The organism is Kluyvera huaxiensis, assembly GCF_040149365.1.
Taxonomy (GTDB): Bacteria; Pseudomonadota; Gammaproteobacteria; order Enterobacterales; family Enterobacteriaceae; genus Kluyvera; species Kluyvera intermedia_A.
Genome location: NZ_JBEFLV010000007.1, coordinates 62,801 through 76,898 on the forward strand (window position 1 = coordinate 62,801; position 14,098 = coordinate 76,898).

General features: G+C 54.9%; 15 protein-coding genes. 10 read left to right on the forward strand and 5 right to left on the reverse strand.

Translation table 11 applies throughout. The features are described 5' to 3' along the window. Positions 1 to 33: 33 nt before the first annotated feature. Positions 34 to 2,463: an ATP-dependent helicase HrpB gene (gene hrpB, locus ABOC97_RS09300; RefSeq protein WP_349596648.1), complete on the reverse strand. Its 2,430-nt coding sequence runs from the start codon at positions 2,461 to 2,463 to the stop codon at positions 34 to 36. Positions 2,464 to 2,535: 72 nt separating this feature from the next. On the opposite strand from hrpB, the gene thpR reads away from it, so the two are divergent. The 9 genes from thpR to panD all read left to right on the forward strand — a co-directional run bounded on the left by thpR (position 2,536) and on the right by panD (position 9,739). Then, on the forward strand, positions 2,536 to 3,066 hold the full coding sequence (thpR, locus tag ABOC97_RS09305; protein ID WP_349596651.1) for an RNA 2',3'-cyclic phosphodiesterase: 531 nt from the start codon (positions 2,536 to 2,538) through the stop codon (positions 3,064 to 3,066). A 13-nt stretch (positions 3,067 to 3,079) separates the two neighbouring features. Continuing rightward, entirely contained in the window at positions 3,080 to 3,793 is a 714-nt protein-coding gene (gene sfsA, locus ABOC97_RS09310; protein WP_349596654.1) for a DNA/RNA nuclease SfsA, read from the forward strand. A gap of 165 nt (positions 3,794 to 3,958) precedes the next feature. Further along, on the forward strand, positions 3,959 to 4,414 hold the full coding sequence (gene dksA / locus ABOC97_RS09315; RefSeq protein WP_035891939.1) for an RNA polymerase-binding protein DksA: 456 nt from the start codon (positions 3,959 to 3,961) through the stop codon (positions 4,412 to 4,414). A 69-nt stretch (positions 4,415 to 4,483) separates the two neighbouring features. Then, on the forward strand, positions 4,484 to 5,380 hold the full coding sequence (gene gluQRS, locus ABOC97_RS09320) for a tRNA glutamyl-Q(34) synthetase GluQRS (RefSeq protein ID WP_349596658.1): 897 nt from the start codon (positions 4,484 to 4,486) through the stop codon (positions 5,378 to 5,380). 55 nt (positions 5,381 to 5,435) lie between these two features. Further along, a complete protein-coding gene (pcnB, locus tag ABOC97_RS09325; protein WP_349596972.1) occupies positions 5,436 to 6,833 on the forward strand; it encodes a polynucleotide adenylyltransferase PcnB in 1,398 nt (465 codons plus the stop codon). Then, on the forward strand, positions 6,830 to 7,309 hold the full coding sequence (folK, locus tag ABOC97_RS09330) for a 2-amino-4-hydroxy-6-hydroxymethyldihydropteridine diphosphokinase (RefSeq protein ID WP_349596661.1): 480 nt from the start codon (positions 6,830 to 6,832) through the stop codon (positions 7,307 to 7,309). Before pcnB ends, folK begins: the two co-directional genes overlap by 4 nt. Positions 7,310 to 7,429: 120 nt before the next feature. Further along, positions 7,430 to 8,221, forward strand: coding sequence for a 3-methyl-2-oxobutanoate hydroxymethyltransferase (gene panB, locus ABOC97_RS09335; RefSeq protein WP_349596664.1), 792 nt, complete (start codon positions 7,430 to 7,432; stop codon positions 8,219 to 8,221). Between the two features lie 11 nt (positions 8,222 to 8,232). After that, positions 8,233 to 9,081: a pantoate--beta-alanine ligase gene (gene panC / locus ABOC97_RS09340; RefSeq protein ID WP_349596667.1), complete on the forward strand. Its 849-nt coding sequence runs from the start codon at positions 8,233 to 8,235 to the stop codon at positions 9,079 to 9,081. Positions 9,082 to 9,358: 277 nt separating this feature from the next. After that, positions 9,359 to 9,739, forward strand: coding sequence for an aspartate 1-decarboxylase (gene panD, locus ABOC97_RS09345; protein WP_052282994.1), 381 nt, complete (start codon positions 9,359 to 9,361; stop codon positions 9,737 to 9,739). Between the two features lie 35 nt (positions 9,740 to 9,774). Here panD and ABOC97_RS09350 read toward each other — a convergent pair whose 3' ends face one another. The 4 genes from ABOC97_RS09350 to ABOC97_RS09365 all read right to left on the reverse strand — a co-directional run bounded on the left by ABOC97_RS09350 (position 9,775) and on the right by ABOC97_RS09365 (position 13,310). Then, positions 9,775 to 11,001 carry a polysaccharide deacetylase family protein gene (locus tag ABOC97_RS09350; protein ID WP_349596672.1) on the reverse strand — a complete coding sequence of 409 codons (1,227 nt, stop codon included), beginning with the start codon at positions 10,999 to 11,001 and terminating at the stop codon, positions 9,775 to 9,777. A gap of 63 nt (positions 11,002 to 11,064) precedes the next feature. After that, on the reverse strand, positions 11,065 to 11,505 hold the full coding sequence (locus ABOC97_RS09355; RefSeq protein WP_349596675.1) for a PTS sugar transporter subunit IIA: 441 nt from the start codon (positions 11,503 to 11,505) through the stop codon (positions 11,065 to 11,067). Between the two features lie 111 nt (positions 11,506 to 11,616). Further along, on the reverse strand, positions 11,617 to 12,387 hold the full coding sequence (locus tag ABOC97_RS09360; protein WP_349596678.1) for an ABC transporter permease: 771 nt from the start codon (positions 12,385 to 12,387) through the stop codon (positions 11,617 to 11,619). Then, complete coding sequence (locus tag ABOC97_RS09365) at positions 12,384 to 13,310, reverse strand: ABC transporter ATP-binding protein (protein WP_349596681.1); 927 nt, start codon at positions 13,308 to 13,310, stop codon at positions 12,384 to 12,386. The genes ABOC97_RS09360 and ABOC97_RS09365 overlap by 4 nt, the downstream gene beginning before the upstream one ends. 101 nt (positions 13,311 to 13,411) lie before the next feature. On the opposite strand from ABOC97_RS09365, the gene can reads away from it, so the two are divergent. Then, complete coding sequence (gene can / locus ABOC97_RS09370) at positions 13,412 to 14,074, forward strand: carbonate dehydratase (protein WP_234505221.1); 663 nt, start codon at positions 13,412 to 13,414, stop codon at positions 14,072 to 14,074. The last annotated feature ends 24 nt before the right edge of the window (positions 14,075 to 14,098 follow it).

The following is a 14,098-nucleotide window of genomic DNA, read 5'->3' on the forward strand; positions in this document are numbered from 1 at the left end:
CCCGGCGTCAACGTCTCAGCCGGGCTGGTACCATCATGAATACTTCTTCGTCCGCCGCGTGGGCGCGGTATTCGCCGGATCGTCCGGCCAGACGTGTTTCGGATAGCGCCCTTTCATCTCTTTTTGCACCTCGCGATACGCCCCTTGCCAGAACGCGCTTAAATCGCGGGTTATCTGTAGCGGTCGCTGGGCGGGTGAAAGCAGCTCCAGCACCAAAGCCACTCGCCCCTGGGCGATGGTCGGCGTACTGGCTTCGCCAAACATTTCCTGCATCCGCACCGCTAACGCCGGTGGATTATCTTCATCGTAGCGAATGGCGATTTGGCTTCCCGTCGGCACAGTGTAATGAGTTGGCAAAGAACTCTCCAGACGTTGTTGTAATGACCATGGCAACCGGTCGCGCAGCGCCTGGTAAATATCCACAGATTTCAGCCCACGCAGAGAGTGGACGCCGGTCATATGCGGCAACAACCAGGTTTCCAGTTCATCGAGCAACGTTGCATCATCCACAGCGGGCCACGCCTCTTCCGGCAGCCACTGTGCAGCGCACTGTAAACGCAAGCGTAGCTGCTGCGCAGCACTCGTCCAGTTAAGCACGCTCAATCCTTTCTCGCGAATGCCGGTGAGCATCGCCTGATGCAGTTCGCTTTCGGACAGTTTTGCCAGCGGGCGTACGCTTAGCGTTAGCTGGCCAATCTGGCTACGTCGCAGGGCTTTTAAGGTCCCCTGAGTATCATCCCACTCAATCGTGTCAGATTGTTGAAGCAACGAGGGGCAACGGGCGGTCAACGCATCGATATCCAGCGCGCAGGCCTGCAAAATACGCGCATCCGGCGCAGCATTGCCCTGTAACAATAGCGGCGCAATCAGCCATTCGTGGCGATTTAACGCATCGTCCGCGTCCAGCATCGCCCCCATTCCGTTCGCCAGTTGATAACGCCCTTCCTGCCCGCGTCGACGGGCGATACGGTCAGGAAACCCTTGCGCTAACAGCGCAGGAATGGCATCGCTGTCCGGCTGCCCAGCGCGGCGGTTCAGGCGCTTGCAAAGCTGCTGGCTACGCTGCTGCCACTGACCCTGCGGGCGGGAAAATGCCTGTAACAAGTCATGATTTGTTCCGCGCGGCGGCTCTTCGAGAATCGCCGCCAGGCGTGCGGCCGTCGCCACTTCATCATCGGTTTGCGCTGCCACCAACATTGCCGCCAGACGCGGATCGTTGCCCAGCGTTGCCATTTTTTGCCCTTTCGCCGTCAAACGGTCATCAGCCAGCGCCGCAAGCTGCGTCAACAGCCGACGAGCCGCCGCCAGGTTAATGGTAGGCGGTTGATCCAGCCAGCTAAGCTGCGCTGGATCGACGCAACCCCACTGCAGCAGCTCCAGCAGCAGTGACGACAGATCGCTTTGTAAAATTTCCGCATCGCTCTGCGCCGCCGCGCGTTCCGCCTGCTCTTTCGCCAGCAGATGCACGCAGACGCCCGGCTCCAGTCGCCCGGCACGCCCGGCGCGCTGAGTCATCGACGCCTGGCTGACGCGCTGGGTTAACAACCGCGTCAGCCCGGTGCGCACATCAAAACGCGCCACGCGCTCCTGCGCGCTGTCCACCACCAGCCGAATACCTTCAATAGTCAGGCTGGTTTCAGCAATATTGGTCGCCAGCACCACCTTACGTTTCCCCGCTGGCGCGGGAAGAATCGCCTGCCGCTGTTCGTTAAGCGGCAATGCACCATATAAAGGACAAAGCAGCACATCGTCAGCCACCCGTTCAGCTAGATAATTCTGCACCCGCTGGATCTCACCGACGCCGGGTAAAAATAACAACAGCGAACCTGGCTCATTGCGCAACAACTCAGCCGTGGCTATCGCCACCGCTTCATCAAAGCGCTGATGCGACGGCAACGACTGATAGCGGCGTTCAACTGGGAAAGCGCGTCCTTCTGAGATAATGGTCGGTGCCTGTGGCAGCAGCCGCTGGAGTTTGTCGTTATCCAGCGTCGCCGACATGATAAGCAGCTTGAGATCGTCGCGGAGCCCTTGCTGTACATCCAGCAGCAGAGCCAGCGCCAGATCCGCCTGCAGGCTGCGCTCATGGAATTCATCAAGGATAACCAGCCCCACACCCGAAAGTTCAGGATCGTGCTGGATCATGCGGGTCAGGATCCCTTCAGTCACCACCTCCAGCCGGGTATCCGCGCCAACGCAGGTTTCGGCGCGCATTCGGTAGCCCACCGTCTCGCCCGGTTTTTCGCCCAACAGTTCCGCCAGACGTTGCGCAACGTTACGCGCCGCCAGCCGACGTGGCTCCAGCAGCAGGATGCGCCCTTCAATCGCGCCGTCGCGTAAAATTTGCAACGGCAGCCAGGTTGATTTGCCCGCTCCCGTCGGCGCATTAAGTAGCACCTGCGGGGATTGCCGTAAGGCGAGAAGGAGTTCAGGAAGGATGCTTGCGACCGGCAACAGGGACACGAATGGCTCCAGGGGTTAACATTAAACGGCGTACATTGTAGCATCGCGTCAATTCATAACCGAGTACCCACGATGTCTGAGTCAAAAAGACTGTTTTTCGCCATTGAGATCCCGGCGAAAATTCAGAAGCAACTGGTGCAGTGGCGAGCGGATAATTTTCCCGCCGATGCCGGTGTGCCCGTAGCCGCCGCCAATATGCACATGACGCTGGCGTTTCTCGGCGAGGTGAGCGCAGAAAAACAGCGCGCGCTGGCGGCAATGGCCGGACGTATTCGTCAGCCTGGTTTTACGCTGCACCTCGACGATGCCGGGCAGTGGCTGCGCTCTCGCGTGGTCTGCCTTGGCACGCGCCAGCCGCCGCGCGGGCTGTTACAGTTAGCCAATATGCTGCGCGCGCAGGCCGCCCGCAGCGGATGTTATCAAAGCCCGCAGCCGTTCCACCCACACCTGACGCTGCTACGCAACGCCGGACAGGCGGTGTCCATTCCCGCACCCGGCTTTCATTGGGACTTTCCGGTGACGGAGTTTGTTCTGTACGAATCGCGCTATGCCGGAGGGCGCACGCGGTATACGCCATTACAGCGCTGGACGCTCAGCGAATAATTAAGGAAATCTGATGCAGTTCACGCCGCCGCTCCAGTCCGCCACGCTCATTAAACGCTATAAACGATTTCTGGCCGACGTGGTCACGCCTTCGGGCCAAGTCTTTACCCTTCACTGCCCAAACACCGGCGCGATGACCGGTTGCGCAACGCCGGGCGATACCGTGTGGTATTCAACATCCGAAAATACCAAACGTAAGTATCCGCACACATGGGAACTCACTCAGACGCAAAACGGTGCATTTATCTGCGTAAATACGTTACGAGCAAATACCTTAGCAAAAGAGGCAATAAACGCAGAGAGTATTCCTGAACTTACCGGCTACAACACGCTGAAAAGCGAGGTGAAATATGGCGAGGAAGGAAGCCGGATAGATATTCTGTTACAGGCAGATGATCGCCCCAGATGCTATATTGAAGTAAAGTCGGTAACGCTTGCAGAAAATGAGTTTGGTTATTTCCCCGATGCAGTAACGGCGCGGGGTCAGAAGCATTTACGCGAGCTTATGGGCGTTGTGGCGAACGGAGAGCGCGCCGTTTTACTGTTTGCAATCTTGCACTCAGCCATTGAATATTTCTCTCCTGCACACCATATTGATGCCAAATACGCAAAGCTATTGAACGAGGCGCACAACAAGGGGGTGGAGATTTTGGCTTATAAAGCGGAACTTTCTGCCGATAATATGACTCTGATATCGCCGTTACCCGTGACGTTAGTTTCGGGTTAATTTGCATAGAAAGTGTTCGGGCTGCGGCGCAAATACGCTTTTCCTCACAGCATTGTCAAGTGTTACGTTTAGATAATTGCCAACCGGAAAAGCATCTGTTATTTATAGCGGCCTGATTTTTCCCCCGAACACGGGGATCGATAGTGCGTGTTAAGGAGAAACAACATGCAAGAAGGGCAAAACCGTAAAACATCGTCCCTGAGTATTCTGTCCATCGCAGGGGTGGAGCCGTACCAGGTGAAACCGGGCGAAGAGTATATGAACGAAGCCCAGCTAGCGCACTTCCGACGTATTCTTGAAGCATGGCGTAATCAACTTAGGGATGAAGTCGATCGCACCGTTACTCACATGCAGGACGAAGCTGCAAACTTCCCGGACCCGGTTGACCGTGCCGCACAGGAAGAAGAGTTCAGCCTCGAACTGCGTAACCGCGATCGTGAACGTAAGCTGATCAAAAAGATCGAGAAGACGTTGAAGAAAGTCGAAGATGAAGATTTCGGCTACTGCGAATCCTGTGGTGTTGAAATTGGTATTCGTCGTCTGGAAGCGCGCCCAACGGCCGACCTGTGTATTGACTGCAAAACGCTGGCAGAAATCCGCGAAAAGCAGATGGCAGGTTGATAGAACGCTAACACTCTATCTTCAAGGCGGGAGTCACTTCCCGCCTTGTTGTTTTTTATTTTTATAAACATGTCATTACAACCTTATATAGGGCGTTTCGCCCCTTCACCTTCCGGTGAACTCCATTTCGGCTCGCTGATTGCTGCGCTTGGCAGCTATCTACAGGCTCGCGCCCAACAGGGTATCTGGCGAGTTCGCATCGAAGATATCGATCCCCCTCGTGAAGTTCCCGGTGCTGCAACCACCATTTTGCATCAGCTGGAACATTACGGCCTGCTCTGGGACGGTGACGTTCTGTGGCAGTCTCAGCGTCATGACGCCTACCGTGAGGCGCTGGCCTGGTTGAAAAATCAGGATTTATGCTATTTCTGTACCTGCACGCGCGCGCGCATTCAGAGTATCGGTGGTACCTATGACGGCCACTGTCGGGCCCTGAGAAATGGTCCAGAGAACGCCGCTTTACGGCTGCGCCAACTGCATCCGGTGCTGGAATTTAACGATCTTCTGCGCGGCACGCTTCAGGCCGATGAACGACTGGCCCGCGAAGACTTCATTATTCATCGTCGTGATGGTCTTTTTGCCTATAACCTGGCGGTCGTTGTCGACGACCATTTTCAGGGGGTGAGCGAAATTGTTCGCGGCGCCGATTTAATTGAACCGACCGTGCGACAGATTTCGCTCTACCAGCAGTTTGGCTGGCAAGCTCCTGACTATATTCATCTGCCGCTGGCATTGACTGCAGAAGGTGCTAAACTTTCCAAGCAAAATCATGCACCTGCTTTGCCTCACGGCGATCCACGTCCGGTCCTCATTCAGGCACTACGCTTTTTGGGACAGGATATCCCGGCGCAATGGCAGGATTTCAGTACGGCGGATTTATTGCAAAATGCGGTCGCTAAATGGTCGCTTTCTACCGTACCCGAGACGGCGAAGATCAATCCGCCATTCTCAAACGCGTTATGCTGAGCTATGATTAGCCGCTATTTTTTTGTCCTGGATACTGATATTACCGAGGTGCACCATTTTTACCCGAGTCGCTAATTTCTGCCGCAAGGTGCTAAGCCGTGAGGAGAGCGAGGCTGAAAACGCCGTTGCTGAGCCTGTTATGACTGTCATTCCGCGCGAGCAGCACGCTATTTCCCGCAAAGATATTAGCGAGAACGCCCTCAAGGTTCTTTATCGTCTAAACAAAGCAGGCTACGAGGCCTACCTCGTCGGCGGGGGTGTCCGCGACCTGCTTTTAGGCAAAAAACCAAAAGATTTCGATGTGACCACCAGCGCCACGCCCGACCAGGTGCGTAAGCTGTTCCGTAACTGCCGCCTGGTTGGTCGCCGCTTCCGCCTGGCTCACGTCATGTTTGGCCCGGAAATTATCGAGGTCGCCACCTTCCGTGGTCATCACGAAGATGGTCAGTCTGACCGCACCACCTCCCAGCGTGGGCAAAACGGCATGCTGCTGCGCGATAATATCTTCGGTTCTATTGAAGATGACGCCCAGCGCCGCGACTTTACCATCAACAGCCTTTACTACAGCGTGGCCGACTTTACCGTCCGCGACTACGTTGGCGGTATGCAGGACCTGTCTGACGGCGTGATTCGCCTGATTGGTGTTCCGGAAACCCGCTACCGTGAAGATCCGGTGCGTATGCTGCGCGCCGTGCGCTTTGCCGCCAAGCTGAGTATGCGTATCAGCCCGGAAACCGCCGAGCCGATTCCACGTCTGGCGACGCTGATGAACGACGTGCCGCCGGCGCGTCTGTTTGAAGAAGCGCTCAAACTGCTGCAAGCAGGCTACGGCTATGAAACTTACAAGCTGCTGCGTGAATACAACCTGTTCCAGCCGCTGTTCCCAACCATCACCCGCTATTTCACCGAAGACGGTGATAGCCCGATGGAGCGCATCATTGCGCAGGTGCTGAAGAACACCGATAACCGCATTCATAACGATATGCGCGTCAATCCGGCGTTCTTGTTCGCCGCGATGTTCTGGTATCCGCTGCTGGAAATGGCGCAGAAAATTGCCCAGGAAAGCGGTCTGGCCTATCACGATGCCTTCGCGCTGGCGATGAACGACGTATTGGATGAAGCCTGTCGTTCGCTGGCGATTCCAAAACGAATCACCGCGCTGGTGCGTGATATCTGGCAGCTACAGCTGCGGATGTCCCGTCGTCAGGGCAAACGCGCGTGGAAGCTGATGGAACATCCAAAATTCCGCGCGGCCTACGATCTGCTGGCGCTACGTGCTGAAGCCGAAAATAACCATGAACTGCAGCGCCTCACCCAATGGTGGAGCGAGTTCCAGGTTGTGGCACCGCCGGCACAAAAAGATATGCTGAACGAGCTGGATGACGAGCCGGATAACCGCCGCCGCCATCGCCGCCCGCGTAAACGTGCCCCGCGTCGCGAGGGCAGCGCGTGACGCTGGTTTATATCGCACTCGGCAGCAACCTCGCCTCGCCGCTTGAGCAGGTGAATGCTGCCGTCAAGGCGCTCGGGGAAATCCCTGACACACGTCTTGTCGCGGTATCCTCTTTTTACCGCACGCCGCCGCTCGGCCCACAGGATCAGCCAGATTATCTGAATGCTGCCGTAGCGCTGGAGACCACGCTGGCACCCGAAGTTCTGCTGAGTCATACCCAGCGCATTGAACTGCAGCAGGGCCGCGTACGCAAAGCCGAGCGCTGGGGGCCACGCACCCTCGATTTAGACATCATGCTGTTTGGTCAGGCGATAATTCATACCGATAATCTGACCGTGCCTCACTACGATATGTACAATCGCGGCTTTATGCTGTGGCCGCTGTATGAAATCGCCCCTTCTCTGACCTTCCCTGACGACATCAGCCTGCAGCAACGCCTTGATACCCTGGGCGCTGAAAAACCCGCCCTCTGGTAGCGTACAGCTCTCATTTTTAACGTTCCCTGCTTTACGGGGAACCGCTTGCCTAAAATAATTGCCCCCCTGAATTCGGCTGTTAAAATGCCGGGTAATTTGACCTTATCATCAGGGATTATTATGAAACCGACCACCATCGCGGTATTGCAGAAATGCAAGCAAGAGAAAAAACGCTTCGCTACCATTACGGCTTACGATTACAGCTTTGCCAAACTATTCGCTGACGCGGGTATTAACGTGATGCTGGTTGGCGATTCCCTGGGGATGACGGTGCAGGGGCACGACTCCACCCTGCCAGTAACCGTTGAAGATATTGCTTATCATACCCGCGCCGTTCGTCGCGGTGCGCCAAACTGCCTGCTGCTGTCCGATCTGCCGTTTATGGCTTACGCCACCCCTGAGCAAGCGTTTGAAAATGCCGCCACCGTTATGCGCGCGGGCGCCAATATGGTCAAAATCGAAGGCGGAGCCTGGCTGGTCGATACGGTGAAAATGCTCACCGACCGCGCCGTACCGGTATGCGGACACCTGGGATTAACGCCGCAGTCGGTCAATATCTTTGGTGGCTACAAAGTTCAGGGACGCGGCGACGCCGGTCAGGTACTGCTTGACGATGCGCTGGCTCTGGAAGCGGCGGGTGCACAGCTGCTGGTATTGGAGTGCGTGCCGGTTGCGCTGGCGCAGCGCGTCACCGAAGCGCTGTCGATTCCGGTTATCGGTATTGGAGCCGGCAACGTCACCGACGGGCAGATCCTGGTGATGCACGACGCTTTCGGTATCACCGGCGGCCATATTCCTAAATTCGCAAAAAATTTCCTCGCCGAAGCGGGCGACATGCGCGCCGCGGTGCGGCAGTATATGGCTGAAGTGGAGTCCGGGGTCTATCCGGGCGAAGAACACAGTTTCCATTAAGGAGTCTTGTTGTGCTAATTATCGAAACCCTGCCGCTGCTGCGTCAGCATATCCGTCGCCTGCGTCAGGAAGGCAAACGTGTCGCCTTGGTCCCGACAATGGGCAACCTGCACGACGGCCATATGACGCTGGTTGAAGAGGCCAAAACGCGGGCCGATGTGGTCATCGTCAGCATCTTCGTCAACCCGATGCAGTTCGACCGCGCCGAGGATCTGGCCAACTATCCACGGACTCTTCAGGAAGACTGCGAGAAGCTGAATAAGCGCAAAGTGGATTACGTCTTTGCACCAGCCATCGCTGAAATCTATCCGCAGGGAACGGAAAGCCACACCTTCGTTGATGTGCCGGGTTTATCCACCATGCTCGAAGGTGCCAGCCGTCCGGGTCACTTCCGCGGCGTCTCAACGATTGTCAGCAAGCTGTTCAACCTGATTCAACCTGACATTGCCTGCTTTGGTGAGAAAGACTTCCAGCAGCTGGCGCTCCTGCGCAAAATGGTGGCGGATATGGGCTATGACATCGAGATTGTCGGCGTACCAATTATCCGTGCCAAAGACGGTCTGGCGCTGAGTTCGCGCAACGGTTATCTGACGGCTGATCAGCGCAAAATTGCCCCAGGGCTGTATAAAGTACTCAGCAGCGTGGCGGAGAAGTTGAAGGCCGGCGAGCGCGATCAGGATGAGATAATCACCCTTGCTGAGCAGGCGTTGAACGAAAAAGGCTTCCGTGCGGACGATATTCAGATCCGCGACGCGGATACCCTGCTCGAGCTGACGGAAAACAGCAAACGTGCGGTAATCCTGATGGCCGCCTGGCTTGGTAAAGCGCGTTTGATTGATAATCAAAGCGTAGAGCTCTAACGCCAGTCCCCAGAGCCCGGCGGCGTTTAGCCGGTCCGGGCTCCCGGTAAATAGCGACTCAACTCACCGCTTCTAAGCCGTGCTTTGGCTACATGAATGGTAGCATTCTTGCGACACGACAACGGTTGCAGAGCATTGTGAGTGATGATACGCAATTAATCGAAAGCCCGGTGAATAGCATATAGACACCTGGTTTAAATCGGGCAATACTGCCTGCCAAATTTCTCAAGGTAGCCGCTGGCTGCTTTGTTTCCGTTAAGAATTAAAGGTAGACGCTATGATTCGCACTATGCTGCAGGGCAAACTCCACCGCGTTAAGGTCACGCAGTCCGACCTGCACTATGAAGGTTCCTGCGCGATTGATCAGGACTTCCTTGACGCTGCAGGGATCCTGGAAAACGAAGCCATTGATATCTGGAATGTGAACAACGGCAAGCGTTTCTCAACCTACGCCATTGCTGCCGAACGGGGTTCTAAAATCATCTCCGTTAACGGTGCGGCTGCGCATAACGCCGATGTTGGCGATATCGTCATCATCGCCAGCTTTGTCACCATGTCTGACGAAGAAGCCCGCACCTGGCGCCCAAACGTAGCCTATTTTGAAGGCGACAATGAAATGAAACGGACGGCGAAAGCCATTCCGGTACAGGTTGCCTGATATTCACTGGCGCCCGGCATTCGCTGAGCGCCAGCTTATCCCTGCGGCTGGTTACTGACTAACCGCGCCATCGTCTCCAGCGAATCCGTCCGCAGAATATACAGTCGTTTGAGCAGCATCGGATTATCCCCCGGCTTCACTTTTCCTTTCACCGTCGTCACCGCCAGATGAAAACCAGCATCACCCGCCGCCTTCACCGCCGTAGCGTTATAACCGCCAAACGGGTAGGAAAGGTACAGCACGTGCGGATTGAACTGCGCCAGGGCCCGCCGCGAGTGCTCAAAATCAAACAGAATGTTGTGGTAGCTGCGGCTAAGCAAAATCGGCCGGCGATAACCATCCACCCGATGCAGGAAATGGGTATGCGACTGGAAATCGAACACATCTTTAATCTCTTCCAGTTCAGAGACGCTCATAAACTGCAGCGATTTCGGCGCCCACTTTTGCGGGTGACGCTTGATGCGCGACGAAATAATAAACGCGGTTGCTTTCATGCCGTACTGATGCAGCACCGGCCAGGCGTAGCGACTGACTGATTTCAGACCATCATCGAAGGTAATAACCACCGCTCGCGCAGGTAAATTAGCGCGATTATGTATGTAGTCTTCGAGCTGATACATCGTCAGCGTGGTATAGCCCATATCACGCAGCCAGGTCATTTGGTTGCTGAAGGCACGCACGGAAGTGGTGGTAGACGTATGGCGAAAACGGGTGTTTTCTTCATCACGCAGAATATGGTGGTATGTGAGCACCGGAATACCGTTATCTGGCTGCGCATCCAGCGCGCTAATATAGGCCAGGCGATCGCCAATGCGGATTTGATACCAGGTCTGGTTAAGGTGATCTTTGAGTCGGTTGATAACCGGATAGCGCAGGTTCTCCGCCAACGTACCGAACGGTGCGCTGCTAATGTCCGGAGCGCTATAGATCGGGGTATCTTTCCACGTCATCAGGTTCTGGTTGCTGAGAGGCTTATTTAAATCACCAAGTCCATCCTCAACCCGCTGACGCCCCTGCACCGGCTCAAGATGACCTTTGTCGATGAAGCCTTTGCCAAAGCCAAAATTGAAGGTGTAATAATCCTCAACGTCCGGCTCGATGGCGATGATTTGCCCCGCCCGCAGATTCCCCACCGTCATCGTTTTATTACCAATGCGCGCCCAGACCGTCGCATCTTCGGTGGTTTGCATATAACGCATAGGTAAAGCAGCAGCGCCACCGGAGAGAAACACAAGCAGTAATACAACAGCGCGTATAGCCATCAACAATAACCAAAGCGGGAACCGACCTGACTATTGTAACAAAAGCCGCATCAATACCAACGTTTAATTCTCATACAAATCATGGAGTAGAACGAAGGGAGGATTTTTCTGCTGCTGATGCCACAGGCTAGTCACCCCGGGCGTTCCCAGCTCAACGATACGCTGGCGAAAATCGCTGCTGCTCATTGACTCGCGCACGGGAATCATTTGCTCAAGCAATGAATAATGGATACCGGCGATCACTTCACAGCCGCTGTGTTTATGGCTCATCAGCGATGCCACACGATACGGCGCGGCGCCTGCGCTGTCAGTAAGAAAGATAACACCGTCGCCAGAATCGGTCTGGTGTAGCGCTTCACACATCATGCGACTGAGCATATTGGCGCTCAGTCCACGCCAATAATTTACCGCTCGACATTGCGGTAGCGGACCATATTTTTTTTCCAGACGATCCAGCAGTTCCTGTGCGCGATCGTCATGGCAGGAAATCACCCAACCCAACATAGCTTGCCTCCTTAGCAGGCAAGTAGTTTAGCGAAGCAATCGATATATTGGGGTGATGACTGTCAAAAAACGCATCCCGGCAGGTGTTAACTGCCGGGAATAACAGCGTAATTAGCTACGCAGACCGCGTCCGCGCTGGATGAGATACCAGCAAAGCAGGTAGAAGGCAGCAATAAACACCACCAGCACGCCGAAGGTTGTTACCAGCGGCACATCGTTAATGCCGAGGAAACCGTAGCGGAAGCCGCTAATCATGTAGACGATCGGGTTCAGGTGCGACAGCGCCTGCCAGAACGGAGGCAGCAAAGTCAGAGAATAGAACACCCCGCCAAGGTAAGTCAGCGGCGTTAGCACGAAGGTCGGGATCAGACTAATGTCGTCAAAGGTTTTGGCAAATACCGCATTCAACAACCCAGCCAGCGAGAACAGCACCGCGGTCAGTATCAGCGTGAGCGCCACAAAGACCCATGAGTGCACCTGGAATGGCACGAAGAACAGCGAAATCGCAGTCACCAGCACGCCCACGCACAGACCGCGCGCCACACCGCCGCCAACAAACCCGGCAATGATGACGTGCGTCGGCACCGGCGCCACCAGCAGCTCTTCGATGTTGCGCTGGAACTTGGCGCTGAAGAACGACGAGGCGACGTTAGCATAGGCGTTGGTGATAACCGCCATCATGATTAGGCCCGGCACGATAAACTGCATGTAGCTAAAACCATGCATTTCACCAATCCGCGAGCCAATCAGGTTGCCGAAGATAATAAAGTACAGCGTCATGGTGATGACGGGTGGCACCAGCGTCTGTACCCATATACGCATAAAGCGGTGGATCTCTTTCGCCCAGATGCTTTTCAGCGCGACCCAATAAAGCTGCATCATGCGTCATCTCCTTGTTTTTCATGAACCAACGAAACAAACAGCTCTTCCAGACGGTTCGCTTTGTTACGCATACTCAGCACCTGAACGCCCTGCGCACTGAGCTGGGCGAAGACGCTATTAATCCCCTGCTCGCGCAGCACTTCAACTTCCAGCGTCGAGGTATCGACCAGACTGTACTGGTAGCCTTCCAGCTTCGGCAGCGGGCTTTTTGGTGCCAGGTCGAGGATAAAGGTCTCTGACTTCAGTTTGGAAAGCAGGTTTTTCATCGAGGTGTTTTCCACCAACTCACCGCGCTGGATAATGCCGATATTGCGGCACAGCATTTCTGCCTCTTCCAGATAGTGCGTGGTGAGGATAATAGTGGTGCCTTTATCGTTGAGATCCTTGAGGAACCCCCACATTGAGCGACGCAGTTCGATATCTACGCCCGCCGTGGGCTCATCAAGAATCAGCAGTTTTGGCTCGTGCATCAGCGCACGGGCAATCATCAGACGACGCTTCATCCCACCGGAAAGCATCCGTGCACGTTCGTTGCGTTTTTCCCACAAATCGAGCTGCTTGAGGTACTTTTCGCTGCGAATCATCGCTTCTTTATATTCTACGCCGTAGTAGCCCGCCTGGTTCACCACGATTTGCTGCACGGTTTCAAATGGGTTGAAGTTAAATTCTTGCGGCACCAGCCCCAGCTGGCGTTTCGCATTGACCACGTCCTTTTGCAGGTCGTAGCCAAAGACGCTAACGCGCCCGGATGTCTTATTCACCAGCGAACTGATAATGCCGATGGTGGTCGATTTCCCCGCGCCATTCGGCCCCAGAAGCGCGTAAAAATCGCCGGCTTCAACTTTTAAATCTATCCCACGCAACGCCTTAACGCCGCCGGGATAGGTCTTTGTCAGTTGCTCTAATTCCAGTGCAATGGTCATAGATTTTCGCTTACCTTACATTCTGATACTTGATATTTGGTTTTAATAAATCAGGAGTTGCCCTATATTAGCCCAACGCAATTTACTTGGTTACAGCCTCCATGAACGACATAGATACACTCATCAGCAATAACGCACTATGGTCAAAAATGCTGGTAGAAGAGGATCCCGGTTTTTTTGAGAAACTGTCGCAAGCGCAAAAACCGCGCTTTTTATGGATTGGGTGTTCTGACAGCCGCGTTCCTGCCGAACGTTTGACCGGACTCGAACCTGGCGAACTGTTTGTTCACCGTAATGTGGCCAACCTGGTGATTCACACCGATCTCAACTGCCTTTCCGTGGTGCAGTATGCCGTTGATGTGCTGGAAGTTGAACACATTATTATCTGTGGTCACTACGGCTGCGGCGGCGTTCAGGCGGCGATAGAAAATCCAGAATTAGGGCTTATCGACAACTGGCTGCTGCACATCCGCGATATCTGGTTCAAACATAGCTCATTGCTTGGCGAGATGCCGCCGGAACGTCGCCTTGATACGCTGTGCGAACTGAACGTGATGGAACAGGTGTATAACCTCGGCCATTCCACGATTATGCAATCGGCATGGAAGCGCGGTCAGAAGGTGATGATTCACGGTTGGGCTTACGGCATTCACGATGGCCTGCTGCGCGATCTTGATGTTACCGCCACTAGCCGCGAAACCCTGGAACAGCGTTACCGCCATGGGATTTCCAACCTCAAGTTAAAGCACATCAATCACAAATAGACCGCTTATGCCGGGTGGCGGCGA